25 protein-coding genes (1 of these 25 running past the window's edge) are annotated in these 25,215 nt (G+C 60.7%); 9 read left to right on the top strand and 16 right to left on the bottom strand.

The features are described 5' to 3' along the window. Positions 1-130 precede the first annotated feature (130 nt). Positions 131-514, bottom strand: coding sequence for a hypothetical protein (locus tag HU739_RS14230; RefSeq protein WP_186547410.1), 384 nt, complete (start codon positions 512-514; stop codon positions 131-133). 148 nt (positions 515-662) lie between these two features. Here HU739_RS14230 and HU739_RS14225 point away from each other — a divergent pair, with 148 nt between their 5' ends. Continuing rightward, positions 663-860 (top strand): heavy-metal-associated domain-containing protein, encoded by a 198-nt coding sequence (locus HU739_RS14225; RefSeq protein ID WP_186547408.1) that lies wholly within the window; start codon positions 663-665, stop codon positions 858-860. Between the two features lie 144 nt (positions 861-1,004). Next, on the top strand, positions 1,005-2,201 hold the full coding sequence (locus HU739_RS14220) for a multidrug effflux MFS transporter (protein ID WP_186547406.1): 1,197 nt from the start codon (positions 1,005-1,007) through the stop codon (positions 2,199-2,201). Positions 2,202-2,206: 5 nt separating this feature from the next. On the opposite strand, the gene HU739_RS14215 is transcribed toward HU739_RS14220, so the two are convergent. Next, positions 2,207-2,380: a hypothetical protein gene (locus HU739_RS14215; protein ID WP_186547404.1), complete on the bottom strand. Its 174-nt coding sequence runs from the start codon at positions 2,378-2,380 to the stop codon at positions 2,207-2,209. A gap of 151 nt (positions 2,381-2,531) precedes the next feature. Continuing rightward, on the bottom strand, positions 2,532-3,545 hold the full coding sequence (locus tag HU739_RS14210) for a zinc-binding alcohol dehydrogenase family protein (RefSeq protein ID WP_186547402.1): 1,014 nt from the start codon (positions 3,543-3,545) through the stop codon (positions 2,532-2,534). Positions 3,546-3,710: 165 nt separating this feature from the next. On the opposite strand from HU739_RS14210, the gene HU739_RS14205 reads away from it, so the two are divergent. The 3 genes from HU739_RS14205 (at position 3,711) to HU739_RS14195 (ending at position 7,200) form a co-directional block, all read left to right on the top strand. Next, positions 3,711-4,640, top strand: a complete 930-nt coding sequence (locus HU739_RS14205; protein WP_186547400.1) for a LysR family transcriptional regulator — start codon at positions 3,711-3,713, stop codon at positions 4,638-4,640. Between the two features lie 317 nt (positions 4,641-4,957). After that, positions 4,958-5,692: an ArsR/SmtB family transcription factor gene (locus HU739_RS14200; protein ID WP_186547398.1), complete on the top strand. Its 735-nt coding sequence runs from the start codon at positions 4,958-4,960 to the stop codon at positions 5,690-5,692. Between the two features lie 125 nt (positions 5,693-5,817). Further along, positions 5,818-7,200, top strand: a complete 1,383-nt coding sequence (locus HU739_RS14195) for an MFS transporter (protein WP_186547396.1) — start codon at positions 5,818-5,820, stop codon at positions 7,198-7,200. Between the two features lie 119 nt (positions 7,201-7,319). On the opposite strand, the gene HU739_RS14190 is transcribed toward HU739_RS14195, so the two are convergent. From HU739_RS14190 to HU739_RS14180, 3 genes are all read right to left on the bottom strand, one after another. Next, positions 7,320-8,273, bottom strand: a complete 954-nt coding sequence (locus tag HU739_RS14190; protein WP_186547394.1) for an adenosine deaminase — start codon at positions 8,271-8,273, stop codon at positions 7,320-7,322. An 80-nt stretch (positions 8,274-8,353) separates the two neighbouring features. Continuing rightward, positions 8,354-9,319, bottom strand: coding sequence for a 2-oxoglutarate and iron-dependent oxygenase domain-containing protein (locus HU739_RS14185; RefSeq protein ID WP_186547392.1), 966 nt, complete (start codon positions 9,317-9,319; stop codon positions 8,354-8,356). Between the two features lie 142 nt (positions 9,320-9,461). Next, positions 9,462-10,535, bottom strand: coding sequence for a BMP family ABC transporter substrate-binding protein (locus HU739_RS14180; RefSeq protein WP_186547390.1), 1,074 nt, complete (start codon positions 10,533-10,535; stop codon positions 9,462-9,464). Between the two features lie 288 nt (positions 10,536-10,823). Between HU739_RS14180 and HU739_RS14175 the strand changes: the two genes are divergently transcribed. Beyond that, positions 10,824-11,915, top strand: coding sequence for a calcium:proton antiporter (locus HU739_RS14175; protein ID WP_186547388.1), 1,092 nt, complete (start codon positions 10,824-10,826; stop codon positions 11,913-11,915). 122 nt (positions 11,916-12,037) lie between these two features. Here the strand turns inward: HU739_RS14175 and HU739_RS14170 are convergent, their stop codons facing one another. The 3 genes from HU739_RS14170 to HU739_RS14160 form a co-directional block, all read right to left on the bottom strand. After that, positions 12,038-13,396 carry an 8-oxoguanine deaminase gene (locus tag HU739_RS14170; RefSeq protein ID WP_186547386.1) on the bottom strand — a complete coding sequence of 453 codons (1,359 nt, stop codon included), beginning with the start codon at positions 13,394-13,396 and terminating at the stop codon, positions 12,038-12,040. Positions 13,397-13,681: 285 nt separating this feature from the next. Then, positions 13,682-14,368, bottom strand: coding sequence for an SDR family oxidoreductase (locus HU739_RS14165; protein WP_186552559.1), 687 nt, complete (start codon positions 14,366-14,368; stop codon positions 13,682-13,684). Between the two features lie 18 nt (positions 14,369-14,386). Continuing rightward, positions 14,387-14,743 carry a MerR family transcriptional regulator gene (locus tag HU739_RS14160; protein ID WP_186552558.1) on the bottom strand — a complete coding sequence of 119 codons (357 nt, stop codon included), beginning with the start codon at positions 14,741-14,743 and terminating at the stop codon, positions 14,387-14,389. A gap of 84 nt (positions 14,744-14,827) precedes the next feature. Here HU739_RS14160 and HU739_RS14155 point away from each other — a divergent pair, with 84 nt between their 5' ends. Next, positions 14,828-15,247 (top strand): hypothetical protein, encoded by a 420-nt coding sequence (locus tag HU739_RS14155; RefSeq protein WP_186552560.1) that lies wholly within the window; start codon positions 14,828-14,830, stop codon positions 15,245-15,247. A 79-nt stretch (positions 15,248-15,326) separates the two neighbouring features. Here the strand turns inward: HU739_RS14155 and HU739_RS14150 are convergent, their stop codons facing one another. The 7 genes from HU739_RS14150 to HU739_RS14120 all read right to left on the bottom strand — a co-directional run bounded on the left by HU739_RS14150 (position 15,327) and on the right by HU739_RS14120 (position 23,309). After that, entirely contained in the window at positions 15,327-16,253 is a 927-nt protein-coding gene (locus HU739_RS14150; RefSeq protein ID WP_186552557.1) for an ABC transporter permease, read from the bottom strand. Then, positions 16,253-17,359, bottom strand: a complete 1,107-nt coding sequence (locus HU739_RS14145; protein WP_186552556.1) for an ABC transporter permease — start codon at positions 17,357-17,359, stop codon at positions 16,253-16,255. Before HU739_RS14145 ends, HU739_RS14150 begins: the two co-directional genes overlap by 1 nt. Positions 17,360-17,372: 13 nt before the next feature. Continuing rightward, the gene (locus tag HU739_RS14140) at positions 17,373-18,920 is read right to left on the bottom strand and encodes an ABC transporter ATP-binding protein (RefSeq protein ID WP_186552555.1); all 1,548 of its coding nucleotides are present in this window, start codon (positions 18,918-18,920) and stop codon (positions 17,373-17,375) included. 608 nt (positions 18,921-19,528) lie between these two features. Continuing rightward, positions 19,529-20,110, bottom strand: coding sequence for an IMPACT family protein (locus tag HU739_RS14135; protein ID WP_186552554.1), 582 nt, complete (start codon positions 20,108-20,110; stop codon positions 19,529-19,531). Positions 20,111-20,117: 7 nt separating this feature from the next. Then, the gene (locus tag HU739_RS14130) at positions 20,118-20,768 is read right to left on the bottom strand and encodes a TetR/AcrR family transcriptional regulator (RefSeq protein ID WP_186552553.1); all 651 of its coding nucleotides are present in this window, start codon (positions 20,766-20,768) and stop codon (positions 20,118-20,120) included. An 89-nt stretch (positions 20,769-20,857) separates the two neighbouring features. After that, a complete protein-coding gene (locus HU739_RS14125; RefSeq protein WP_186552552.1) occupies positions 20,858-22,246 on the bottom strand; it encodes a uracil-xanthine permease family protein in 1,389 nt (462 codons plus the stop codon). Positions 22,247-22,388: 142 nt separating this feature from the next. Beyond that, positions 22,389-23,309 (bottom strand): LysR family transcriptional regulator, encoded by a 921-nt coding sequence (locus HU739_RS14120; protein WP_186552551.1) that lies wholly within the window; start codon positions 23,307-23,309, stop codon positions 22,389-22,391. A 137-nt stretch (positions 23,310-23,446) separates the two neighbouring features. Here HU739_RS14120 and HU739_RS14115 point away from each other — a divergent pair, with 137 nt between their 5' ends. Both HU739_RS14115 and HU739_RS14110 read left to right on the top strand, forming a co-directional pair. Further along, positions 23,447-24,796, top strand: coding sequence for an aspartate aminotransferase family protein (locus HU739_RS14115; protein WP_186552550.1), 1,350 nt, complete (start codon positions 23,447-23,449; stop codon positions 24,794-24,796). Between the two features lie 143 nt (positions 24,797-24,939). Beyond that, positions 24,940-25,215: the start of a CoA-acylating methylmalonate-semialdehyde dehydrogenase gene (locus HU739_RS14110; RefSeq protein WP_186552549.1), read on the top strand. 1,218 nt of this gene lie beyond the right edge of the window; 276 of the gene's 1,494 nt are visible here — the first part of the coding sequence; it begins with the start codon at positions 24,940-24,942; its stop codon lies off the right edge, out of view.

Raw genomic sequence — 25,215 nt, 5'->3', positions numbered from 1 at the left:
AGCGCCAATTTTCGGTCTGATCGTTCCCACGCTCCGCGTGGGAATGCAGCCATGGACGCTCCGCATCCCGAGCGTGACGCGGAGCGTCACAGGAGGCATTCCCACGCAGAGCGTGGGAACGATCTGAACCTCAATAACCGAGATCGGCTCGTTTCAGGTAAACACCTTCAGCATTCATCGCCAACCGGTACTTCAGTACATCACCGGCATGCAGTACGACTTCCTGCGAGCCCGGCGCCAGCATTCCCGGATTGCACCCCGGTGCCTGGCCCGGCAACAGTTTCAAGCGCAGCGAAACCTTGCCCGGCGGCAAGTTGAACGAGGTGCTCTGCTCCTGAAACAGGCGTGCCGAGAGCTGGTCCTGAATGTACACGCCGATTTCGCACGACGTCGCCACTTCCAGGCGCTCGCGGGAAATGATCAGCACCGCGTAATCCTCACCGGCGGCTTGCACCTGGGGGACGGCGGCGAAAAGGCTGAGCAAGCCAAACAGGCTCAAAGCTGACCAGCGCATGGCTGAATCTCCTGAATTCGAGTCATTGATGTACGCAGCTTGGCCGAGCGCGGCGCCGATTGCCAGCCCGGCAGTTTCGCGCAGAACTTGACCTTGCCATCGTGGCAAGCTCGACACTGCCGGCAACCTCACTCAAAGGAGTCCTTCCATGCAAGTGTTCAACGTTCAAGGCATGTCCTGCGGCCACTGCGTCAGAGCCATTACCGATGCCGTGCAGGCGATGGATCCGACGGCCAGCGTGCGCGTCGATCTGTCAGCAAAAGAGGTTGGCGTCGAAAGTGCGCTCAGTGCCGATCAGGTCATCGAAGCGATTCGCGAAGAAGGGTATGAGGTCAAACTCGCCTGATATCGATCAAACCCTGTGGTGAGGGAGCAAGCTCCCTTGCCACAGGTGAGCTGTGCTTTTTGATCGTTAGCGAGCTATCGGAATGTTCAAGGCGTCCGGGCGCAGCTAGACTGTCGGGCTGCGACTTGCCCATCTGGATGCCTGATGAACTTCCGTACGATTCTGATACTCGGCGCCTTGAGCGCCTTCGGTCCCTTGGCGATCGACTTCTATTTACCCGCGTTTCCGGCCATGGCGGTGGCGTTCGGCACCGATGAACAGCATGTTCAGCTGACGCTGGCGGCGTATTTCCTTGGCCTGTCGCTGGGTCAACTGGCCTACGGTCCGATCGCAGACCGGTTCGGTCGGCGCATTCCGCTGCTCAGCGGCGTCGGCCTGTTCACCCTGGCGTCGCTGGCCTGCGCCTACGCGCCCAATCTCGAATGGCTGATCGGCGCGCGTTTCGTCCAGGCACTGGGCGGCTGCGCAGGCATGGTGATCTCCCGGGCCGTGGTCAGTGACAAGTGCGATGCGGTGGGCTCGGCCAAGGTCTTTTCGCAGCTGATGCTGGTGATGGGCCTGGCACCGATTCTGGCGCCGATGCTTGGCGGCCTGTTGGTCAACACCACGGGCTGGCAGTCGATCTTTCTGGTCTTGACCGGGTTCAGTGCGCTGGCGGGGCTGGCGGTAGCGCTCGGTCTGCCGGAAAGCATGCCGGCGCACATGCCGCGCCAGCCCTTGTCCGGTGCGCTTCGCCAGTACACGCGACTGGTCAAGGATTCGGTTTATCTGGGCCACGCGCTGACCGGCGGGATAGCCATCGCCGGGATGTTTGCCTACATCGCCGGTTCACCGTTTGTCTTCATCAAGCTGTACGGCGTTCCGGCCGAGCATTTCGGCTGGCTGTTCGGCACCAACGCAGCAGGTTTCATCCTGGTCGCGCAGGTTAACGCACGCCTGCTGGCCAGACGTGGCCCGGCGTTTTTGCTGGTGCGTGCAGTGTGGGTGTATTTCCTTGCGGGGCTGACGTTGCTGGCGGTCAGCGCGATGCATCCTGATGCCTTGTGGCCGTTGCTGATTCCGTTGTTCATCTGCATTGCCAGCCTCGGCTGCATCATCCCCAACGCCTCGGCGTGCGCGATGAACGGCCAGGGCGCGCGCGCCGGCAGCGCGTCGGCGATGCTCGGTTGCCTGCAATTCAGCATCGCCGCCGGTGCAGCAGCATTGGTGGGGGTGTTGCACGACGGCAGCGCGGTGCCGATGGCCATGGTCATCAGCCTGTGCGGTTTGCTGGTAGTGAGCGTCGCGCTGCTCACTCGACGTCTGCAAAATGCCCGGGCACTGGCACAGGCCCAAGGTTGAACGCTTCAGCCAGCAGCGCGCTGCTGGCTGTGTTCGGGGATTCGATGGGGCGCGCAGAGTCGCGCTTCGAGGGTGCGAGTGAAGGCCAAAGCCTCGGCTTCACTGCGAAAGGTCACGACGTGCTGGTCCAGGCGAACCTGCCATTGAGACTTTGCCACTTCTTTTATCAGGATCTTCATTGCTGACCTCCCTTGCGTAAAAGATGTATCGCAGAGGCTTCGATTGTAGACCCCAATACGCGCGCAATTGTGACAAGGGTCAGGCAACTGACTGACGGCAAAAAACCTCGCAGCCGCTCTGGCAGAGCAGCGACTGCGAGGTTTGATGTTTTCAGAAACCTTCTAAAACAATTTTCCCCTTGGCCTTGCCGCTTTCCAGCAGTTCGTGGGCGCGACGCAGGTTGGCCGCATTGATCGTGCCGAAGTGCTCGCCCACGGTGGTCTTCAAAGTGCCGGCATCGATCAGCTCGGCGACGCGGTTGAGCAGCTTGTGCTGTTCGATCATGTCCGGCGTTTCGAACAGCGAGCGGGTGTACATGAACTCCCAGTGCAGCGACAGGCTCTTGCGCTTGAGCAGGCTGATGTCGAACGACTTCGGATCGTCGATCAGCGCCAGTTTGCCTTGCGGCGCCAGGGCTTCGACCAGTTGCGGCAGATGCTGATCGGTCTGGGTCAGGCTGGCGACGTGGGTCACGCTGTCGATGCCGGCGCGTTTCAGTTCTTCGCTCAGCGGCTGGCTGTGATCGATGACCAGGTCGGCGCCCAGTTTGCTGACCCAGTCACGAGTCTGCTCGCGGGAGGCCGTGCCGATCACCTTCAGCCCCGTTAACTGCCTGGCCAATTGGGTAAGAATCGAGCCCACCCCGCCCGCTGCGCCGACAATCAGCAGGCGCTGGTTTTCATCGGTGTTGCCCTCACGAATGTGCAGACGCTCAAAGAGCAGCTCCCACGCGGTGATGGCGGTCAGTGGCAGGGCGGCGGCGTCGGCAAAACCGAGGGACTTGGGCATATGGCCGACGATGCGTTCATCGACAACGTGCAATTCGCTGTTGCTACCGGCCCGGGCAATCGACCCGGCATAGAACACCTTGTCGCCGGCCTTGAACAAGGTGACATCGCTGCCCACGGCCTTGACCACACCGGCAACGTCCCAGCCCAGCACTTTCGCTGCGCCGTTCTCCGGGGCCACGTTCTGCCGCACTTTGGTATCGACCGGATTGACCGAGATGGCTTTGACTTCCACCAGCAGGTCGCGCGGGCCGGCGACGGGTTCTGGCAGTTCGATGTCTTGCAGGGCGTTGGTGTCGCTGATGGGCAGCGAGGCGTAATAGGCGATGGCTTTCATGGGTGGCTCCGTACAGGTAATAGAACAAATCAGACAATCGCGCCGTGGCACTTGACCAGGACAGCGGTGGAATTCGATGAGGCCATCATTGGCTATTTCTCTGCGGGATAAAACCGGCTAAAAGAGCAGTCTCTTTCAATATTTTTTTGATAATCGAGGCTGAGGATGCTGCGTTTCGATGATTTGCAGTTGTTTGTCCGGGCGGCGGATCTCGGTAGCCTGTCGGCGGCGGCGCGGGTGATGGACATGTCCGCCGCCGTGGCCAGCGCAGCGTTGAAACGGATCGAACAGCAGCTCGGCGCGCGGTTGCTGGCGCGCTCGACCCGCAGCCTGCGCCTGACTGCCGAGGGCGAGGGCTTTCTCGAATACGCGCGGGCGGCGTTGGGCAATCTCGATGAGGGCCGGCGCTGGCTGGCCAGCGGGCAGGATCAGGTCAGCGGGGTTCTGCAATTGTCGGCACCCTCGGATTTCGGGCGCAACCTGCTGTTGCCCTGGCTCGATGAATTTCAGCGCGAGCATCCGAAACTGACGGTGCGCCTGTTACTGGGCGACCGTATCGCCGACCTGTTTCGCCAACCGGTGGACATCGCCTTGCGCTATGGCGAGCCGGAAGACTCCACGCTGGTGGCCTTGCCCATCGCCGCACACAACCGCCGGGTGCTGTGTGCTTCGCCGGCGTATCTGGCGCGGCATGGCGAACCCCGCCAGCTCGAGCAACTGGCCCAGCACAACTGCCTGCTGTACATGCTCGGCAGCCGCGTTCATGACCACTGGAGTTTCCATGATGGCAAACGCGAAGTCAGTCTGACCGTCAGTGGCGACCGCTTCAGCGATGACGCCGATGTCGTGCGGTTGTGGGCGCTGGCCGGGGCCGGGATCGCCTATAAATCCTGGCTCGATGTGGGCGCCGACGTGCTGGCCGGGCGCCTCAAAGTACTGATGCCGGAGCTGCTGTGTGAGCGCGCACCGCTGAATCTGCTGTGCGCCCATCGCGCACAATTGAGTAAGCCGGTGAACCTTTTGCGCGAGATGCTCGCCAGCCGATGCGCTGAACTGAGTAGTCAATTTCCCGCTTTCCTGAAACTTGATCATTAGTCGCAGGTAAATAGAGAAATTTCTGTCAGGAACAATCACCAAGTGCGCAGGCCCCGGCGCAGGACTCGGCGCCTAACCCGCTTATACTAGCGCCCGCCTCATACCAGCACCGACACCCCGTCCCGGATGCCCTCGCACTGCATCGCCAGGACTCAAGTGACGGTTGCGCACCTGCTGCGGGTTCTGTGCCGGAGCAGGTTGCGTCAGCGGCCTGCCTTGCCACGGCCTATGGCGATTTCCGCGTCTTGGCCGCTGACTGATTACCGGCCAAGATGTCTTCGAGCGGTAGACGATACGATTCAACAGGGAGTGAACACATGGAACATGCACCTTGCATCAGCCAGATCGCCACGTTGCTGGCCGACCCCAAGCGCAGCGCAATGATGTGGGCGTTGATGGATGGTTCGGCCCGGCAAACCGAAGAGCTGGCGCTGCTGGCAGGGCTCTCGCCGTCATCAGCCAGTGCGCACTTGGGGCGGCTGTCCGCTGGCGGTCTGTTGAAAGTCGAAATACGCGGTCGAAAACGCTTCTTTCGCCTGGCGGCACCGGAGGTCGGCGCGGCAATCGAGGCACTGGCCAGCGCCACCATCGCCAGCGCCCCGCGCGAGATACCGGCGGCGCTGAAACGCACCGCTGCGATGGTCAAGCCCCAGGCGGCGCCGTCTTCGCTGTTGCGCGCGCGTTTCTGCGACGACCATCTGGGCGGCACACTGGCGGCCGATCTGTATCAGCGCCTGCTCGATGCCGGCTGGATCGAACAGCTCGAACAGCGGGTGGTCGTGACGCACAAGGGCTCCACGCAGTTGGCCAAACGCGGCGTATTCATCCAGGCCCTGGCCCATCGCAATGTGCAGGTGGCGTGCGCGTGCCCGGACTGGAGCGAGCGCCGTCCGCACATGGGCGGCTCACTCGGTGCGGCGTTGTTGCAACTGTTCATGCAGTCCGGCTGGCTGACCTTGCCCAACGATTCCCGCGCCCTGCAACTGACCGCCGCCGGGCAACGGGAAATCCATCGCTTTGCCCGGGAAACCGAGCTGGAAGTGGCGTTATAGAGCGTTGGCGCTGGTCAAGCCGGGGACGGCGTCGTCCACGGCTGCGGGCAGGTCGCATTCAGTACGGCCTCTGAATCACCATCGCGCACACTCGTTCCGGGGATTTTTCCGGAGGGGGACACCGCATGGACACTCAACGCTTCAGCGCAGCTGAAAGACTGGAACGCTTGCCACTGAGCGGTTATCACCGAATCATTTTCATCATCATTGCCCTGGCGTTTTTCTTCGACTCCATGGACCTGGCGATGATGACGTTCCTGCTCGGTTCCATCAAAGCCGAATTCGGACTGAGCAGCGCCGAGGCCGGGTTGCTCGCCAGTTCGAGCTTTTTCGGCATGGTGCTGGGCGCCTCGTTGTCGGGGATGCTGGCCGACCGTTTCGGCCGCAAACCGGTGTTCCAGTGGAGCATCGTGTTGTGGGGCGTGGCCAGTTACCTGTGTTCGACCGCGCAAACGGTCGAGACCCTGACGTTATTCCGCATCCTGCTGGGGATCGGCATGGGCATGGAGTTTCCGATTGCCCAGTCGATGCTGTCGGAACTGATCCCGGCCCAGCGGCGTGGGCGCTACATCGCGCTGATGGATGGTTTCTGGCCGCTCGGTTTTGTCGCCGCAGGGGTACTTTCGTATTTTCTGCTGCCGCTGATCGGCTGGCGCGACATCTTCCTGGTCCTGGCAGTGCCGGCGGTGTTTGTGCTGGTGATCCGCTTTTTCATCCCGGAGTCACCGCGCTGGCTGGAACAGGCCGGGCGCGAGACGGACGCGGACCAGGTACTCAACGGCATTGAGCAACGCGTCCGTGCATCATTGGGCGGTGCGACGCTGCCTGAACCGGTGCGGCTGCCACGCACGGTGACGCCACCGGGCAATTTCTTTTCGGCGCTTCAGCAGATCTGGTCGCCACAGTACCGCCAGCGCACGACGATGATCTGGAGCCTGTGGTTTTTTGCCCTGCTCGGTTTCTACGGATTGACCTCATGGCTCAGTGCGCTGCTGCAGCAATCGGGTTTCGCCGTGACTCAATCGGTGTATTACACCGTGCTGATTTCCCTCGGCGGGATTCCCGGGTTCTTGATGGCGGCGTGGCTGGTCGAGCGCTGGGGGCGCAAACCGGTGTGCATCGTCACGTTGCTTGGCGGCGGGGTAATGGCGTTTCTTTACGGTCAGAGCGCGGTATTCGGTGGCAACGTTGCACTGCTGATCGGCACCGGGCTGTTGATGCAGTTCTTTCTGTTCGGCATGTGGGCGGTGCTCTACACCTATACGCCGGAGTTGTACCCGACGTCAGCACGGGCGACCGGCTCGGGCTTTGCCTCGGCGATCGGGCGTGTCGGCTCGCTGCTTGGGCCGTTGGTGACCGGTCTGGTGTTCCCGATAACCGGGCAGGGCGGGGTATTCGCGCTGGGTGCGGCGTGCTTTGCGGTTGCCGCGGGGGTGGTGTGGCTGTTCGGGATGGAGACTCGGGGGAAAACCCTGGAAGAGCTGACTGAAACCGAAGTCACTGGCTGAACACAGTCAAAATGTAGGAGTGAGCCTGCTCGCGAAAGCAGTGTGCCAGATATGAGTTCTTCAACTGACACACCGCTATCGCGAGCAGGCTCACTCCTACATTGGTGCTGCGATGTTGTTTAAGGTTTGACCAACCGAGCATCCAGGCTGTTCTGCGCCAGACGCTTGGCCTGGTCTTGGGTCATACCCAGGTGTTCGTGCAGCGCATGGAAGTTTTCGGTCACGTAACCGCCGAAATACGCCGGGTCGTCGGAATTCACCGTGACCTTCACGCCGCGCTCGAGCATGTCGAGAATGTTGTGCTGCGACATGTGATCGAACACGCAAAGCTTGGTGTTCGACAGCGGGCACACCGTCAGCGGAATCTGCTCGTCGATGATCCGCTGCATCAGCCGCTCGTCTTCGATCGCGCGCACGCCATGGTCGATGCGCTGGATTTTCAGCAGGTCGATGGCTTCCCAGATGTACTCCGGCGGGCCTTCTTCACCGGCGTGAGCAACGGTGAGGAAGCCCTCGTTGCGCGCGCGATCGAAGACGCGCTGGAACTTGCTCGGTGGATGGCCCATTTCCGAACTGTCGAGCCCGACCGCGACAAACGCGTCACGGAACGGCAGCGCCTGATCGAGGGTTTTCTCGGCTTCTTCTTCGCTCAGATGACGCAGGAAGCTGAGGATCAAACCGCTGCTGATGCCCAGTTGCGTCTCGCCGTCCTTGAGTGCTGCGGCGATGCCATTGAGCACCACTTCAAACGGGATGCCGCGGTCGGTGTGAGTTTGCGGATCAAAGAACGGTTCGGTGTGAATCACATTCTGTGCCTTGCAGCGCAGCAGGTAGGCCCAGGTCAGGTCGTAGAAATCCTGCGAGGTGCGCAGCACGTCCGCGCCCTGGTAATACAGGTCGAGGAACTCTTGCAGGTTGTTGAACGCATAAGCCTTGCGCAGGGTTTCGACGTCGCTCCACGGCAGGGCGATCTTGTTGCGTTCGGCGAGGGCGAACAGCAACTCAGGCTCCAGCGAGCCTTCCAGATGCAGGTGCAGTTCAGCCTTGGGCAGGGCGTTGAGCCAGTCGTACATAGTCTTTTCTCATCAGGTGCAATGCCGGCATTCTACAGAGGCGCGGCGAAATAATCGGCAAAACCTGACCAGACGATCCATCACACGGCTTCCTGCTCGCGGCGATAGGCGTAGGTATCGGCGAAGCGCGACAGCAGGAACTCTGCGCACGTGGTGGTCGGATATTTCGCCGGATGCGCGGCGTCCTGGCACCCGGGCAGGCACTCGATGCGCGTGTCCGGGTGCGGCTCGGCGAAGAACGGCATTGAATAACGATCAACCCCGAGCGGGCTGATCACCCGGTGCGGTGTCGAGCGATAACGGTCATTGCTCCAGCGCGCCATCATGTCACCGAGATTGACCACGAAAGTGCCGTCAATCGGCGGCGCGTCGATCCATTCATCCTGAACGTTCTTAACTTGCAGACCGCCCGCACTGTCCTGGTAGAGCAGGGTAATGCAACCGTAATCAGTGTGCGCGCCGGCGCCTTGCTGCTCGGCGGAACTGGCGGTGTGACGCGGCGGGTAATGGATCATGCGCAGCACGCTGACCGGCTCAACGAAGCGCGTGTCGAAGAAGTCGCGCTCGATCCCTAGCGCAATCGTCATCGCCCGCAGCAGGGTTTGCGCGAGCGCCTGCATGTCGCAGTAATGCGCCTCCATCAGGGCTTCCCAGCCGGGTTGCGCCGGATGGCGGTTTGGCCCGCGCAACGGCTTTTGCGCCAGCACTTCGGGATGATCGGCCGGCAGGTGCAGGCCCATGTCGAAGGTTTCTTTCAGGTCGCTGGGTTTGTCCGGGTCCAGTTGCTCGGTGGCAATCGCGCCATAGCCGCGATGGTGACGGGTCTGGGTGATGTCGATCTTGAGTTTTTCTGCCGCGGGCAGGGCGAAAAAGCGCTCGGCATGATCGAGCAGGGCATCGATGCGCTGCGCAGAAATCGGATGACCCTTGATATAGAAAAAGCCCCACTCGCGACAGGCTTGGTCGATCTGCTCGGCCACGGCAGGCCAGGCGCTTTCGTCAGTGGTGTAGAGCGGGCTGATGTCGATGATGGGAAGCTGATCCATACACAATCCTTGAGGACACAAAAGATCAAATGTAGGAGTGAGCCTGCTCGCGATAGCGGTGTACCAGGCAACACTTTTGCTGAATGAAACACCGCTATCGCGAGCAGGCTCACTCCTACAGGGGATGGCGGTGGGGCTGGGATTACTTCGGCATCTCTGCCTTCATACCCTCAACGTAGTAATTCATCGACGCCAGTTCTGCATTCGTCGCGCTCACCCCCGCGGGGATTTTCTCGACACCGGCCTGATCCCTGATCGGCCCGGTAAACGGCTGCAATGCACCGCTCTTGATGTCGGCAATCAACTGCTCGGCCTCGGCTTTCACTGGCGCCGGCACCAGATCGCTGATCGGCAGTTCGACCGTGCCTTCCTTCAGCCCGCCCCAGTAATCCTGGGGTTTCCACGTGTGGTCGATGACGCTTTGCGTCGCCTGAATGTAGTGCGGCGCCCAGTCGTTGACGATGGAAGTCAGCACCGCTTTCGGCCCGAAATGCGCCATGTCCGAGGCGTAACCCACCGCATATACGCCACGTCGTTCAGCGGCCTGGATCGGCGCCGGGCTGTCGGTGTGCTGGAACACCACGTCGACGCCCTGATCGATCAGGGCGTTGGCGGCATCGGCTTCCTTGCCCGGATCGAACCAGGAGTTGACCCACACCACTTTGATTTCGGTGCCGGGGTTGTACTTGTTCAAGGCCAGTTGAATGGCGTTGATGTCGCGGATCACCTCGGGAATCGGGAACGAGGCGACATAGCCGATTTTTTTGCTCTTGGTCATCTTCGCCGCGAGGAAACCGCCGACGTAGCGCCCCTCGTAAGTGCGCGCCAGGTAGGTGCCGAGGTTCTTGTCCTGTTTGTAGCCGGTGGCGTGTTCGAACGTCACCTTGGGAAACTGCTTCGCGACTTTCAGCGTCGGGTTCATATAACCGAAAGAAGTGGTGAAGATCAGGTCGTACTTGTCCTTGGCCATGTTGCGGATGACCCGCTCGGCGTCGGCGCCTTCGGCGACGTTTTCCACGTAGTTGGTGGTGATCTGCGCGCCGAACTTATCCGCCAGCGCCTTGCGCCCCTGTTCATGCTGATACGTCCAGCCGTGGTCGCCGATCGGACCGATGTAAACGAAACCGACCTTCAGCGGATCGGCAGCGCTGGCGCTCAGGCTGATCCCCAGACCGATGGCGGCGCACAGCAGTTTGTGCAGCGGACGTGTTTGCATGAATGGCAGCTCCATTTTGTTGTGTGTGCTGAAGGTCAATGCAAATTGCTGACCAACAGGACAACAAACTTTCCGGAACCGTGTGATGGCTATCGCGAGCAGGCTCACTCCTACATTTGAAATGCGTTCCCTTGTAGGAGTGAGCCTGCTCGCGATAGGGCCATCAAGGCCAATAAAGGTGCACCTGCTGAAACACCGCCATCGCTTGGTGCGCTGAGGTGTAACGAAACATTTAGCACCGCCCGGGAGTCAGTAGCTTCATCAGCTCTTTTCGGCAAAAGGCCCGCCATGCTCTCAATCCTCAAGCAAGAAAGCTTTCTGCTGCTGGCAGTCATTGCCGCGTGCATCGCTTATCCACTGGAACACTGGCTGTTGCACAGCGGCCAGATCGTCGCGCTGCTCGGTGGCCTGGTGCTGATCGCTTTCATCATCGCCGCCTCGATGCGCGTCGCCCATCAGGCCGAACTGCTTGCGGAAAAGGTCGGCGATCCCTACGGCACAATGATCCTCACCCTTGCGGCGGTGTTGGTGGAAGTGGTGATTCTGGCGATCATGATGAGCAACGAGGCCTCGGCCACCCTGGTGCGCGACACGATTTATTCGGCGGTCATGCTCGATATCAACGGCATCCTCGGCCTCGCCGCGCTGATGGGCGGCATCAAGCACGGCGAGCAGTCCTACAACGACGATTCGGCGCGCAGCTACAGCGTGATGATCCTCACCGCCATGGGCGTGTCGATGGTGGTGCCGGAGTTTATTCCCGAGGCCAACTGGAAGTTGTATTCGGCGTTCACCATCGGCGCGATGGTGGTGCTTTATGCGCTGTTTCTGCGCATGCAGGTCGGCCCGCACAGTTATTTTTTCAGCTATAGCTACCCGGACAAAAGGCGCAAGAAAGAGCCGATCGAGCAAGAGCCGAAACCGGTCAGTCTGGCGCTGTCGATCGGCATTCTGGTGTTCGGCGTGGTGGTGATCGGCGCACTCGCCGAGGTCATGTCCAAAACCCTCGACCTGGGCCTGGAAGGCACGGGCGCACCACCGGTGATTACGGCGATTCTGGTGGCGGCGATTTCGGCGGCGCCGGAAATTCTGACCGCGTTGCGCGCGGCGCTGGCGAACCGCATGCAATCGGTGGTGAACATCGCGATGGGCGCGTCACTGTCGACGGTGATCCTGACCGTGCCGGTGATGGAAGCGATGGCGTTGTACACCGGCCAGCCGTTTCAGATGGCGATGACGCCGGTGCAGACAGTGATGATCTTCATCACCCTGATTGTCAGTGCGATCAACCTGAATGACGGCGAAACCAATGCCATTGAGGGCATGACGCACTTTGTGCTGTTTGCGACGTTCATCATGCTGTCCCTGCTGGGTCTTTAGGGACGCTGTGATCGTTCCCACGCTCCGCGTGGGAATGCAGCCCGGGACGCTCCGCGTCCCAAAGGCGGACGCAGAGCGTCCATTGCGGCAAGCCCGCTCCCACAGTTTTAATCTGTGCTCACTCAGGTGCCGGCGATCAGTTGCCGCGCCGCCTGGCTGTGATCGGCAATCAAGCCTTTGAGATCCAGCCCCTCAACCTGCCCATCGACCACGCGCCACCTGCCACCAATCATCACCCGGTCCGCGCGATCAGCCCCACACAGCAGCAGTGCCGAGATCGGGTCATGGCTGCCGGAGAAACGCAGTTCATCGAGCTTGAACAAGGCCAGATCCGCCTGTTTGCCCACAGCGATTTCGCCGATGTCGGTACGGCCCAGCAGGCTCGCCGAACCTTGGGTCGCCCAACCCAGCACGCGTTCCGGGGTGATCTTTTCGGCGCCGTAGCGCAGGCGCTGGATGTACAGCGCCTGACGCGCTTCAAGGATCATGTTCGAGGCATCGTTGGACGCCGAACCGTCAACACCGAGACCGAACAGCGCGCCGGCGTCGGTCAGCTCGATGCTCGGGCAGATCCCGGAAGCCAGGCGCATGTTCGAACTCGGGCAGTGGCAGATACCGGTGCCGGCTTGCCCAAGGCGGGCGATTTCGTCGGGGTTGAAGTGGATGCCGTGAGCCAGCCAGGTGCGCGGGCCGAGCCAGCCGACACTGTCAAGATAATCGACGGTGCGCAGGCCGAAGCGTTGCAGGCAGAACTCTTCTTCATCGAGGGTTTCAGCGAGGTGGGTGTGCAGACGCACATCAAGCTTGTTCGCCAGATCAGCGCTGGCCGACATGATTTCGGGGGTGACAGAAAACGGCGAGCAGGGCGCCAGGGCGATCTGAATCTGCGCGCCGTCGCCACGCTCGTGGTACTCGTGAATCAGGCGCTGGCTGTCGTCGAGAATCACCTGACCTTCCTGCACGGTCTGCTGTGGAGGCAGGCCGCCGTCCTTCTCGCCGAGGCTCATCGAACCGCGGGTGAGCATGGCGCGCATGCCCAGTTCGCGGACGCTTTCGACTTGCACGTCGATGGCGTTCTCCAGACCGTCCGGGAACAAGTAGTGATGATCAGCGGCGGTGGTGCAGCCCGAGAGCAGCAGCTCGGCCAACGCCACTTTGGTCGCGAGCGCGAGTTTTTCCGGGGTCAGCCGGGCCCATACCGGGTAGAGGGTTTTCAGCCACGGAAACAGCGGCTGATTGACCACCGGCGCCCAGGCGCGGGTGAGGGTTTGATAGAAATGATGGTGGGTGTTGATCAGGCCCGGCAGGATTACATGCTCGCGAGCATCGAACACTTCATGGCACGGCGCCGACGGCTGCTGACCAGCCGCGAGCACTTCGACGATCACACCGTCTTGCAGCACCGGACCGCCACGGGCATCGAGCGCGTTGGCCGTGAAAATGGCGAGGGGATTTTTTAACCAGGTACGGGTCGCAGGCATTGTGGCCGGCTCCTCTGAAAGTTGGGTTCAGGGTTGCCAGCTCAGTGTTGTCCTGTCTGCTGATCCAGGGTCGCCGCGAAGGACGAGGCGCGCAGTGTCAGACAAATCGCCAAGGCAGGCAAGCCCCACCCGACCATTCACCAAGATCCCCCTGTAGGAGTGAGCCTGCTCCGGGCGGCGTTCCGACGATAGCGGTGTGTCAGATAAATATGTCTAACTTGACACACCGCTATCGTCGGAACGCCGCCCGGAGCAGGCTCACTCCTACACAGGGGGATGTGGTGCTTACCAGGGAATCGTTTCACCCTTGTAATTGACGAAGTGATGCCCGCCCTTGCCGCTGAACGCATTCACCTGATCGATCAACCCGCGCGTACTGGTCTCGACATCGATATCGGCGCCATCACCGCCCATGTCCGTCTTCACCCAGCCCGGATGCAGCGACAGCACGGTCAGTTTCTGCTCGCCCAGTTGCGTGACAAAGCTGTTGGTCATCGAATTGAGGGCTGCCTTGCTCGCCTTATACAACGCCAGGCCTGGCGAATCCGGCATGGTCACGCTGCCGAGCACCGAACTCATGAACGCCAGCACACCGCTGCCGTCGCGGATCTGCCCGACAAAACGCTGGGCCAGATTGATCGGCGCCACCGCGTTGGTGAAAAACAATTGGCCGACCTCGGCCAGCGTCGCGCCGCCCGGGGTCTGCACGTCGGGACCCTTGACTCCGGCGTTGACGAACAGCAGGTCAAAGGTTTCGCCTTTGAGTTTCTGGTTCAGGGCGATCACCGCTTGCTGATCGTCCATGTCGAGCTTTTCGATGCGCACGTCACCCAGCGCTTGCAGCGCCTCGGCCTTTTGCGGATTGCGCACCGTTGCGATTACTTGCCAGCCGTCGGCGAGCAAGGTTTTCACCAGACCGAGGCCCAAGCCCCGGGAGGCGCCGATGACCAATGCGGTTTTTGCCTGAGACATGATGGGTTTCCTTGAAAGTCAGCGTTCAGGATTCAATGGACACGCCTGACCGAGCCGCAGTTGCAGCTCTTGGCGCAGCGTGTCGAGTTCGCTCATGCGGGTTTCAACCAATTGCAGTTTGTCGCGCAGCAATTGCGCCACGGCGTTTTCCGGGTCGCGGGCGTGCCACAGGGCGGCGACGCTGTTGCCGATCTCGCCCAGAGTAAAGCCCAGCCGCTGCGCGGTTTTGATGTAGAGCACCAGTTGCACCATTTCCGGCAGATAGTCACGGTAGCCGTTAGCGCTGCGTTGCGCCGCGATCAGCCCGCGCTGCTCATAAAAGCGCAGGGTGTCACGGCTGACCGCGCTGGCCCGGGCTAATTCACCGATGCGCATGCTGTTTTCTCGAATGGGGTATTGACCCTGGAGCATACCCCAGGCTTTAACGTGCTTGCTCCCTGAATTTCTGGAGCAAGGATGATGTGGACCGCAACGCAGTATCGCAACGTGGTGCGCGGCAGCGCCTGGTATGACCTGATCGTCACGGCAGCGTTTGTCACGCCGTGGAGCTTCGCGCTTGTGCATGGGCTGCTGAACTCGCTGGATTTCCCTGGCGAACTGCCGCCGTTCCAATCCATGCACGTGCTGATGGCAAACTTGTTGGGCTCAGTGGTCTGTGTCTGGGCGGTGCTGCGGATTCGTGATCCGCAGCCGCTGTATGGGCGCTATGACGCGGTGGGGCGGTTTCTGTTTGCGGCGTGGCAAGGGTATGCCTTGCTGCACGGCGCCAGTTCGATTCTTGTGGTCTTCCTTATTTTCGAACTGGCGTGGGGTGTTGTTCAGGCATTGCCCATTTGTGGTGAGGGAGCTTGCTCCCGCTCGGCTGCGCAGCAGTCGTAAAAGGTCTTCCAGGATCAATGTCGAGGGCCGCTTCGCGCCCCAGCGGGAGCAAGCTCCCTCGCCACAGGTTTGTGTCTGCCTAATGTCCTGACTGCCAAGGCTGCCCCAACGAAACCGGCGCATACAGCCGTGTGCGCACGGCATCGCGGGACAACAACACCAGCACCACAATCGTTGCGACATACGGCAACATCGCCAGCAGACTCGAAGGAATCGCCAGCCCCAGCCCCTGCGCCACCAGGTGCAGGATGCTGGCGAGGCCGAACAGATACGCCCCCAGCAACAACCGCCACACGCGCCAACTGGCAAATACCACCAGCGCCAAGGCGATCCAGCCACGCCCGGCAGTCATGTTTTCGGCCCACATCGGCGTATAGGCCAGCGACAGATAGGCCCCGGCCAACCCGGCCATCGCACCGCCGAACAAGACCGCCAACGTGCGCACGGTCAGCACCGGCAAGCCCATGGCGCTGGCTGCATCCGGATTTTCGCCGACCGCCTGAATGATCAGGCCCATGCGACTTTTCATGATCACCCATGCCACCAGCGCAAACAGCGTGAATGACAGGTACACCAGCAGATCCTGGGCAAACAGCATCCGTCCGATCAGCGGAATTTCACTCAACAACGGAATGGCCAGCGGCTCGAATCCAGCCAGCGGTTTACCGACCCAGGCCGCGCCGACAAACGTCGAAAGCCCGACACCGAAAATCGTCAGGGCCAGTCCGGTCGCCACCTGATTGGCATTGAATACCAGCGCGACCAAGGCAAACAGCGACGACAGCAGCATCCCGGCGAGCATCGCCAAGAGCACACCCAGCCACAGGTTGCCGCTGTTGAGGGCGACGATAAACCCGATCACGGCGCCGAACAGCATCATGCCTTCCTGGCCGAGGTTGAGTACGCCGCTCTTCTCGCAGATCAGTTCACCCAGCGCCACCAACAGCAGCGGCGTGCCGCAGCGGACCATGGCATAGAAAATATTACTCAACAGATCGATATCCATCACAGCGCTCCGGCGGTTACGGCAGGGGACGAGGCGCGCCGGGTCCAGCGCAGTTTCAGGCGTGGCCGATAGAGAATCAGCACGTCGCAGGCAAGCAGGAAAAACAGCATCATTCCCTGAAACAACTGGGTGATCGCCTGCGGCAGATTGAGCGCCATCTGCGCGCTCTCGCCGCCGATGTAGAGCAGTGCCATCAACAGACTGGCAAACAGAATGCCGATCGGATTGAGCCGACCGAGAAACGCCACGGTGATCGCCGCGTAGCCATAACCCGGCGAGACCTGCGGCACCAGTTGGCCAATCGGCCCGGTCACTTCGCAAACGCCGGCCAGCCCGGCCAAGCCACCACTGATCAACAGCACCAGCCAGACCAGACGCTTCTCGCGAAAGCCGACAAAGCCTGCCGCGCGCTTGTCCAGGCCGAGTACCTTGATCTGGAATCCGACAAAACTTTTCTGCAACAACACCCACACCGCGACCAGAGCGAGCAGGGCGAAATACGCCCCGGCGTGCGCGCGGCCATCCTCCAGCAGCAACGGTAAGCGGCTGGCGTCGCCGAACATTGCCGACTCGGGGAAATTGAAGCCGGCAGGGTCTTTCAGCGGACCATGTACGCAAAACAGCAGCAGGTTCAGGGCGATGTAATTGAGCATGATGCTGGTGAGGATTTCGTTGGCGTTGAAGCGTGTACGCAGCCATGCCGTCAGGCCGGCCCATGCAGCGCCCGCCAGCGTGCCGGTCAGCAGAATCAGCACCAGCGCCCAGCGGCTGTGCATCCCGATAATGTTCACCGCCAGAGCACTGCCGGCCAGTGCACCGAGCAGCAACTGGCCTTCGGCGCCGATGTTCCAGACTCGCGCCTGATAAGCCACGGCCAGCCCAAGTGCACAAAGCACAATCGGCAGCGCTTTGACCAGCAGTTCGCCGACACCGTACAGATCGCTGACCGGCGCAATCAGCAGCGTATGCAGGGTTTGCAACGGATCGTGGCCGAGTGCGATGAACAGCAGCGAGCCACAGCCGAGGGTCAGCACCGCCGCCAATAACGGCGAGCACCACAGCATCAGGCGCGATTGCTGACCACGGGGTTCGAGAGAAAGCAGCATGTTTAAAACTCCGTTAAACCAGGGCGGCGCAAGGCGAATGATCGAACTGGCCGGCCATCCACGCGCCGACATCGCTCAGTTGCGTATCGCGGGTGTCGTGTAGCGCCGACAGTCGGCCTCCACACAGGGCGCCGAGGCGGTCGCTGATCTGGAACAGCTCGTCGAGGTCTTCGGAAATCACCAGAATCGCTGCGCCGGCATCGCGCAGGGCGATCAATGCGCGGTGGATGGTCGCCGCGGCACCGACGTCGACGCCCCAGGTCGGGTGCGCGGCGACCAGCAGTTTCGGTTGTTGCAGGATTTCCCGGCCCAGAATGAATTTCTGCAGATTGCCGCCGGACAGGCTGCGCGCGGCGGTTTGCGTGTCAGGAGTTTTCACGCCGAAACGCTGGATGATCTGTTGGGCAAGGGCTTCGACTTTGCCGCGTTGGATCAAGCCGTTGCTGACCAGCCCTTGCTGGAAAGCACTGAGCAGGGCGTTATCGGCCAGACTCAAATCCGGCACTGCGCCGTGGCCGAGGCGTTCAGCAGGCACGAATGCCAGGCCCAGTCCGCGCCGCGCATCCGCACGCAAATCCGCGACGTTGCGCTCAGCGAAGCGAATGGTCGCGGCTTCTGCCCGAGGTAATGTCTGTTCGCCGCTGAGCAGGGCGAGCAGCTCATCCTGGCCATTGCCGGCGACCCCGGCGATGCCGACGATTTCGCCGCTGCACACTTGCAGGTCGACACCCGTCAGCGAACAGCCGAAAGGATCCGGGTTGTGCCAGCTCAAACGCTGCACCTGCAAAAAAGCCGCGCCACCGCTGACCTTCGGATACTCGCCAATCAACGTCGCCGCTGCGCCGACCATCAGCTGCGCCAGTTGCTGATCCGAACACTCGGCGGGTACGCAATGCCCGGCAACCCGGCCGCCACGCAGCACCGTGGCGCTGTGGCACAAGGCACGCACTTCACCGAGCTTGTGGCTGATAAACAGAATGCTGCAACCCTCAGCGGCGAGGCGGCGCAGGGTGATGAACAAGTCGTCGGCCTCTTGCGGCGTCAGCACCGAAGTCGGTTCGTCGAGGATCAGCAAGCGGATGTCCTGCATCAGGCAGCGGATGATTTCCACCCGTTGCCGCTCGCCAATCGACAGGCTGTGGACAAGTCGCTCCGGCTCCAGCGCCATGCCGTAGCGCTGCGACACTTCGCGAATCTTCGGCTCCAGTTGCTTCGGTGTGCCGGCCGCGGCGCCCATGGCCAAAGCAATGTTTTGCGCCACGCTGAGTGTTTCGAACAGCGAGAAATGCTGGAACACCATGCCAATCCCCAACTGCCGCGCCTGCGCGGGATTGCGGATATGCACGCGCTGACCTTCCCAAAGCGTTTCACCGCTGTCGCACTGGGTGACGCCGTAAATGATCTTCATCAGGGTACTTTTGCCCGCACCGTTCTCACCGAGCAGGGCGTGGATTTCGCCCGGTGCAATGCTCAGGTCGATGGCATCGTTGGCCAGGCAACCGGGGTAGCGTTTGCTGATCTGGCGCAGTTGCAGGCGCGGAACAGAAGGGGCGGTGGGCATGACAGGCTCGACTGACTTGGAGTTGTGCCTGTGGATAAAGCAATTTCCTGGCCAGTGAGTCAGGAACGCGCGCCGATCGTTGCAGCCCGTGCCGATTGCCAAGGCTCAGCGCCCGGTTGGGCTTTCTGCTGAGCACCATTTCAGCGCAAAGCCTTGGAACAGGCTCCAGTTTCGCCCGCGTGTGGTTGGTTAAAAAACGAGCAATTGCTCGGGGCCTAGGCAGATCCAGCGACTGCGGCGGTCATGAACGGGTTATCCACAGGTTGTTCCACAGTAATTGTGTGCAAGCGGCGAACCCGGGCATAAGCACTGTGGTGCTTTCTTCTAAAGGTGATAAACGCGGCTAACTGATTGTTTTTAATTTGAATTTCCTTTTCGTCGGATGAATTGAACGAAAAGTGAACAAACCGCGCAAAGCCGCGTGACAGAAGGGTTACAGCGATATGTGCTCAGGTTATCCACAGTCGGGTGCACAGCGGATGTGGGCAACTTGGCAGAAAATGGAATTCACGTAACGCCCTAAAAAGATCGCAGCCTTCGGCAGCTCCTACAATTGGAATGTGATCCCCCTGTAGGAGCTGCGGAACGCTGCGATCTTTTGACCTTCTTCAACGCTGCAACAAAATCCGCCCACGACTCAAATCAGCAAGTTGCGATTGCAAGATATCGATCTGCGCCCCGCCCACCGCCAACTTCAACTCAACGCCATTGGCAGTAAAGTTTTCCTCCACCACCAATCCGCCCAGATCCGCCACTCGCAACTTCACCAGCGCCAACTCGGCAAACGCGCAAGCGCAACTTAACGGCACGCGGCTGATCAACTCGATTTTCTCCGCCGCTTGCAGGCATTTGTTTGCACCGCCGCCATACGCCCGGGCCAGACCGCCAGTGCCGAGTTGAATACCGCCATACCAGCGAATCACCAGCACTGCGACCTGGTCGCAATTCTGCGCTTCAATCGCCGCGAGAATCGGTCGCCCGGCCGTACCGCCGGGTTCGCCATCGTCGGTGCTGCGATATTGCGCGCCGAGTTTCCACGCCCAGCAGTTGTGCGTGGCGTTCAAGTCGCTGTGCTGCTCGAAGAACGCCTGCGCGTCGGCGGGGCTGCTGATCGGAGTTGCCAAGGTGATAAAGCGGCTTTTGCGAATCTCTTCGCGGTACTCGCAAAAACCGCTGAGGGTGAAAGGCATAAACGTCTTATAGAGAAGGTGTGAGGCCGCAGCCTTTGAGAATGATGCGGATCAGGTTGTTGCCAGCGTCTTCCATGTCCTTTCTGGTCAACTTGCTGCGCCCGGTCACGCGGCAGATCTGCGTGGCGAAGTCGGCATAATGCTGGGTGCTGCCCCACAGCAGGAAGATCAGGTGCACCGGGTCGACCGGGTCCATTTTGCCCGCATCGATCCAGGCCTGAAACACCGCCGCCCGGCCGGTGAACCAGGTGCGGTAATCCTGATTGAAATACTCGCTCAGGCATTCGCCGCCGCTGATCACTTCCATCGCGAAAATTCGCGAGGCCTGTGGCTGGCGACGGGAAAACTCCATTTTCGCGCGAATATAGCGGGTCAGCGCCTCGGCAGGATCGTCCTCGGCGGTGAGGGTGTTGAAGGTGCTGTCCCACAGCTCAATGATGTTGCTCAGCACCGCCACGTACAAACCGAGTTTGTTGGTGAAGTAGTAATGCAGATTGGCCTTGGGCAACCCGGCATTCTGGGCGATGGTGTTCATGCTGGTGCCTTTGTACCCGTGACGGGCGAACTCGTCTTCGGCGGCTTTGAGGATGGTCTCTTCGTTCTTCTGACGAATGCGGCTGGCGGGTTTGCCGCCATGGGCTGGGACTTCAAAGGTCATAGGCACTTCCGGGATTGTCTGTGGGTGCAGCCGAGTTGCGTTGATAGCGCACCCACAGGCATCCGACAAGTCCTTGCGCAATAAAACCGTTACGCCTGTTCGATCTTGTTCAATGGTGCGGGGCTTTTGGCCGCTGCGGTTTTGCCTTCCGGCAACAACAGGCAAAGGAATATTGCCGTCAGACCGCCGCTGGTGATCGCCGAGTCGAACAGGTTCTGCACCAGTTTCGGCAGCAGGTGCAGCAGGTTCGGTTGCGCGGCGATGCCCAGGCCGACGCCGAACGAGGTGGCGATGATCAGCATGCTGCGCCGGTCCAGCGGCGACTGCGCGAGGATGCGCACACCCGCCGCCGCGACGGCCCCGAACATCACCAGCGTGGCGCCGCCCAATACCGGTTTGGGAATCTGTTGCAGCACCGCGCCGATCAGCGGGAACAGGCCGAGACAGAACAGAATCACGCCGATGTACAGCCCGACGTAGCGGCTGGCGACGCCGGTCAACTGAATCACGCCGTTGTTCTGCGCGAACGTGGTGTTAGGGAAAGCGCTGAAGGTGGCGGCGATCATGCAACTGACCCCATCGCCCAGCACGCCACCGCGCAAGCGACTTATATAAGAAGGGCCGCTGATCGGCTGACGCGCGAGCATGCAGTTGGCGGTGAGGTCGCCGACGGTTTCGATGGTGCTGATCAGATAAATCAGCGCGACAGGCAGGAAAGCTGTCCAGTCGAAGCTGAAACCGAACTTGAACGGCGTAGGAAAACTCACCAAAGGTAAGTCAGGCAATGGCTGAGGGATCAATTTGCCACTGAACCAGGCCGCCAGACTGCCCAGCAGCAGGCCGACGATGATCGCCGACAGCCGTATCCACGGCGTATTTGAGCGGTTGAGCAGAATGATCGTCAGCAACACGAATACGCCCAGCGCCAGATTGCCCGGCGCACCGAAGTCCGGCGCGTTGAAGCCGCCGCCCAGATCGGTGATGCCAACCTTGATCAAGCTGATGCCGATCAGGGTAATGACGATCCCGGTCACTAGCGGCGTAACGACTCGGCGCAACTGACCGATAAAACGGCTGAGCACGATTTGCACAAGGGCGCCGAAAAAACAGACACCGAAGACCATCGCCAGAATATCTTCCGGGCTGCCGCCACGCTGCTTGACCAGAAAACCGGCCGACAGCACCGCCCCGAGAAAAGCGAAACTGGTGCCTTGCAGACAGATCATGCCCGCGCCGATGCCGAACGGCCGCCGTGCCTGAATAAAGGTGCCGACGCCCGAGACCATCAGCGCCATGCTGATCAGGTACGGCAAATGCGCGGTCAGCCCGAGCGTCGAGCCGATGACCAGCGGCGGGGTGATGATGCCGACGAAACTGGCCAGCACATGTTGCAACGCGGCAAGCAGGGCGGCGAGTGGTTTGGGGCGGTCGTTGAGGCCGTAGATGAGTTCACTGGACGAATCGGAATCTGGCTGCATGGCGTTGGCTTCTTGTTGAAGGATCGAGTTAAGCCTTCTCTGCAAAAACCTGTCCACTTGCTCAGCTTTCTGAGGCGATGACCGTCAAAGGCAGGAGCTGGCGAAGGCTCGGGCCGCGTCCGGACGATCTGTGATCTGGCTTTCAGCGCGTCGCCGCCAGACTCTCCAAGAAACTTTCCAGCACCAAATGAGGGCGCCGGCCCTTGCGCGTGACCGATGCCAGGCTCAAATCGTAAAAACGTGTGCCGGCCTTGAGCGCACGCAAACGCCCCTGCTGCACCCAAAGACTGGCGTAGTGATCCGGCAGATAACCAATGTAGCGTCCGGTCAAAATCAGAAACGCCATTCCCTCGCGATCGGAAGCGCTGGCGGTGCAGTTGAGCGCTTGATAATGCGCCTGAATGTCTGCCGGCAACCGGAAGGTCGGCGCAATCGCGTCCTGACTGTTCAGGCGCTGGTCATCGAGTTGTTTGTCATCGACATAAAACAACGGGTGGCCGATCGCGCAGTAAAGCAGCGAACGTTCGCTGTACAACGGCTGATATTCCAGCCCCGACAACGCGCTGGCCTGCGGCACCACGCCAACATGCAAACGCCCGTCGAGCACGCCTTGCTCGACTTCATTAGGCGCGATCATGCGGATCTGGATCTGCACATCCGGCCCGCGCTCTTTCAGCTGGGCGAGGGCGTGGGTGATGCGCATGTGGGGCAGGGTGACGAGGTTGTCGGTCAGGCCAATGATCAACTCGCCACGCAGATGTTGGTGCAGACCGTTGACCTCGGTGCGGAAACTTTCCAGCGCACTCAAGAGCTGTAGCGCCGATTGGTAAACCTCGCGGCCTTCCTCGGTCAGGGAAAAACCCGCGCGTCCACGTTGGCACAGACGCAAACCGAGGCGCTGTTCCAGATCGCTCATCTGCTGGCTGATCGCTGACCGGCCAATGCCGAGCACGGTTTCCGCTGCCGAGAAGCCGCCACATTCGACGACGCTGCGAAAAATCCGCAGCAGACGAATATCAAAGTCACTGACCTGGGCCAGCGGATCCGGACGACGGCTGCTCATTTTTTGTTCTCTTTGTTTAGCAGAGATCTAACTGAAGGTTAGAAGAGTTGAATTTCATCGACTTTATCGCCGTGGCAATTTAGCTGCAACAACGCTTTCCATCTCCCTGACGCTTATGCCCTGCGAGGTTTTGCCCGATGAACATGCCTGAAAACGCGCCGTCGCCACTGGCCAGCCAACTGAAGCTGGACGCGCACTGGATGCCGTACACCGCCAATCGCAACTTTCAGCGCGATCCGCGTTTGATCGTCGGCGCCGAAGGCAGTTGGCTGTTCGACGACAAGGGCCGCAAAATCTACGATTCGCTGTCCGGTCTGTGGACCTGCGGCGCCGGGCACACCCGCAAGGAAATTCAGGAAGCCGTTTCGAAACAGTTGGGCACCCTCGATTACTCGCCGGGCTTCCAGTACGGCCATCCGCTGTCGTTTCAGCTGGCTGAAAAAATCACCGAGCTGACGCCGGGCAATCTGAACCATGTGTTCTTCACCGACTCCGGTTCGGAATGCGCGGACACCGCAGTGAAAATGGTCCGCGCGTACTGGCGGCTGAAAGGGCAGGCGACCAAAACCAAAATGATCGGTCGTGCCCGTGGCTATCACGGTGTGAACATTGCTGGCACCAGCCTCGGCGGCGTCAACGGCAACCGTAAACTGTTTGGCCAGGCGATGATGGATGTTGATCACTTGCCGCACACACTGCTGGCGAGCAATGCCTTTTCCCGTGGCATGCCGGAGCAGGGCGGTATCGCGCTGGCCGACGAGTTGCTGAAGCTCATCGAATTGCACGACGCCTCCAACATCGCCGCCGTGTTCGTGGAGCCGATGGCCGGTTCGGCCGGTGTTCTGGTTCCGCCTCAGGGTTACCTCAAGCGTCTGCGCGAGATTTGCGATCAGCACAACATCCTGCTGGTGTTCGACGAAGTGATTACCGGGTTCGGCCGTACCGGGTCGATGTTCGGTGCCGACAGCTTCGGCGTGACCCCGGACCTGATGTGCATCGCCAAGCAAGTCACCAACGGCGCGATTCCGATGGGCGCGGTGATCGCCAGCTCCGAAATCTACCAAACCTTCATGAACCAGCCGACGCCGGAATACGCCGTGGAATTCCCGCACGGCTACACCTATTCGGCACACCCGGTGGCTTGCGCCGCAGGCTTGGCAGCACTCGACTTGCTGCAAAAGGAAAACCTGGTGCAGAGCGTCGCTGAAGTCGCGCCGCATTTCGAAAACGCTCTGCATAGCCTGAAAGGCTCGAAAAACGTCATCGACATCCGCAACTACGGTCTGGCCGGTGCAATCCAGATTGCCGGGCGTGACGGTGACGCCATCGTGCGTCCCTTCGAGGCGGGCATGGCGTTGTGGAAAGCCGGGTTCTACGTGCGCTTCGGCGGCGACACTCTGCAGTTCGGCCCAACCTTCAACAGCAAGCCGCAAGACCTTGATCGCCTGTTCGATGCGGTTGGCGAAGTGCTGAACAAGCTCGACTGATTTTTACAACAACTGTGGGAGCCGAGCTTGCTCGCGAAGGCGTACTTGAACGCGCCAGTGACATCCGGCTCCTCAACGGAACTACCTATATATAGAAGGCGCTTCTTACCTGGCGCCTGTGCACAAGCATTCAGGAGTGTTCGATGAGCGTTATTCCGCATTTGATCAATGGCGAACTGGTGACCGAGAACGGTCGCTCGGTGGATGTGTTCAACCCGTCTACCGGCCAGGCGATCCATAAATTGCCCTTGGCCAGCCAGGCGACCATCCAGAAAGCCATCGACGCCGCCAAGGCTGCGTTCCCTGCGTGGCGCAACACGCCGCCGGCCAAACGTGCCCAGGTGATGTTCCGCTTCAAGCAACTGCTGGAGCAGAACGAAGCGCGCATTTCGCAACTGATCAGCGAAGAGCACGGCAAG

This window comes from Pseudomonas hamedanensis (genome assembly GCF_014268595.2).
GTDB classification, from domain to species: domain Bacteria; phylum Pseudomonadota; class Gammaproteobacteria; order Pseudomonadales; family Pseudomonadaceae; genus Aquipseudomonas; species Aquipseudomonas hamedanensis.
This window is presented reverse-complemented; position numbering and strand designations above follow the sequence as displayed.

Bases quoted from the DNA above. Each gene is read 5' to 3' on its own strand.
- HU739_RS14135 (WP_186552554.1), bottom strand. From the start codon at position 20,110: ATGCCTTTCACCCTCAGCGGTTTTTGCGAGTACCGCGAAGAGATTCGC.
- HU739_RS14210 (WP_186547402.1), bottom strand. From the start codon at position 3,545: ATGAAAGCCATCGCCTATTACGCCTCGCTGCCCATCAGCGACACCAAC.
- HU739_RS14175 (WP_186547388.1), top strand. From the start codon at position 10,824: ATGCTCTCAATCCTCAAGCAAGAAAGCTTTCTGCTGCTGGCAGTCATT.
- HU739_RS14190 (WP_186547394.1), bottom strand. From the start codon at position 8,273: ATGTACGACTGGCTCAACGCCCTGCCCAAGGCTGAACTGCACCTGCAT.
- HU739_RS14185 (WP_186547392.1), bottom strand. From the start codon at position 9,319: ATGGATCAGCTTCCCATCATCGACATCAGCCCGCTCTACACCACTGAC.
- HU739_RS14140 (WP_186552555.1), bottom strand. From the start codon at position 18,920: ATGCCCACCGCCCCTTCTGTTCCGCGCCTGCAACTGCGCCAGATCAGC.
- HU739_RS14130 (WP_186552553.1), bottom strand. From the start codon at position 20,768: ATGACCTTTGAAGTCCCAGCCCATGGCGGCAAACCCGCCAGCCGCATT.
- HU739_RS14220 (WP_186547406.1), top strand. From the start codon at position 1,005: ATGAACTTCCGTACGATTCTGATACTCGGCGCCTTGAGCGCCTTCGGT.
- HU739_RS14225 (WP_186547408.1), top strand. From the start codon at position 663: ATGCAAGTGTTCAACGTTCAAGGCATGTCCTGCGGCCACTGCGTCAGA.
- HU739_RS14155 (WP_186552560.1), top strand. From the start codon at position 14,828: ATGTGGACCGCAACGCAGTATCGCAACGTGGTGCGCGGCAGCGCCTGG.
- HU739_RS14215 (WP_186547404.1), bottom strand. From the start codon at position 2,380: ATGAAGATCCTGATAAAAGAAGTGGCAAAGTCTCAATGGCAGGTTCGC.
- HU739_RS14165 (WP_186552559.1), bottom strand. From the start codon at position 14,368: ATGTCTCAGGCAAAAACCGCATTGGTCATCGGCGCCTCCCGGGGCTTG.
- HU739_RS14170 (WP_186547386.1), bottom strand. From the start codon at position 13,396: ATGCCTGCGACCCGTACCTGGTTAAAAAATCCCCTCGCCATTTTCACG.
- HU739_RS14145 (WP_186552556.1), bottom strand. From the start codon at position 17,359: ATGCTGCTTTCTCTCGAACCCCGTGGTCAGCAATCGCGCCTGATGCTG.
- HU739_RS14160 (WP_186552558.1), bottom strand. From the start codon at position 14,743: ATGCGCATCGGTGAATTAGCCCGGGCCAGCGCGGTCAGCCGTGACACC.
- HU739_RS14205 (WP_186547400.1), top strand. From the start codon at position 3,711: ATGCTGCGTTTCGATGATTTGCAGTTGTTTGTCCGGGCGGCGGATCTC.
- HU739_RS14180 (WP_186547390.1), bottom strand. From the start codon at position 10,535: ATGCAAACACGTCCGCTGCACAAACTGCTGTGCGCCGCCATCGGTCTG.
- HU739_RS14120 (WP_186552551.1), bottom strand. From the start codon at position 23,309: ATGAGCAGCCGTCGTCCGGATCCGCTGGCCCAGGTCAGTGACTTTGAT.
- HU739_RS14115 (WP_186552550.1), top strand. From the start codon at position 23,447: ATGAACATGCCTGAAAACGCGCCGTCGCCACTGGCCAGCCAACTGAAG.
- HU739_RS14150 (WP_186552557.1), bottom strand. From the start codon at position 16,253: ATGGATATCGATCTGTTGAGTAATATTTTCTATGCCATGGTCCGCTGC.
- HU739_RS14230 (WP_186547410.1), bottom strand. From the start codon at position 514: ATGCGCTGGTCAGCTTTGAGCCTGTTTGGCTTGCTCAGCCTTTTCGCC.
- HU739_RS14195 (WP_186547396.1), top strand. From the start codon at position 5,818: ATGGACACTCAACGCTTCAGCGCAGCTGAAAGACTGGAACGCTTGCCA.
- HU739_RS14125 (WP_186552552.1), bottom strand. From the start codon at position 22,246: ATGCAGCCAGATTCCGATTCGTCCAGTGAACTCATCTACGGCCTCAAC.
- HU739_RS14200 (WP_186547398.1), top strand. From the start codon at position 4,958: ATGGAACATGCACCTTGCATCAGCCAGATCGCCACGTTGCTGGCCGAC.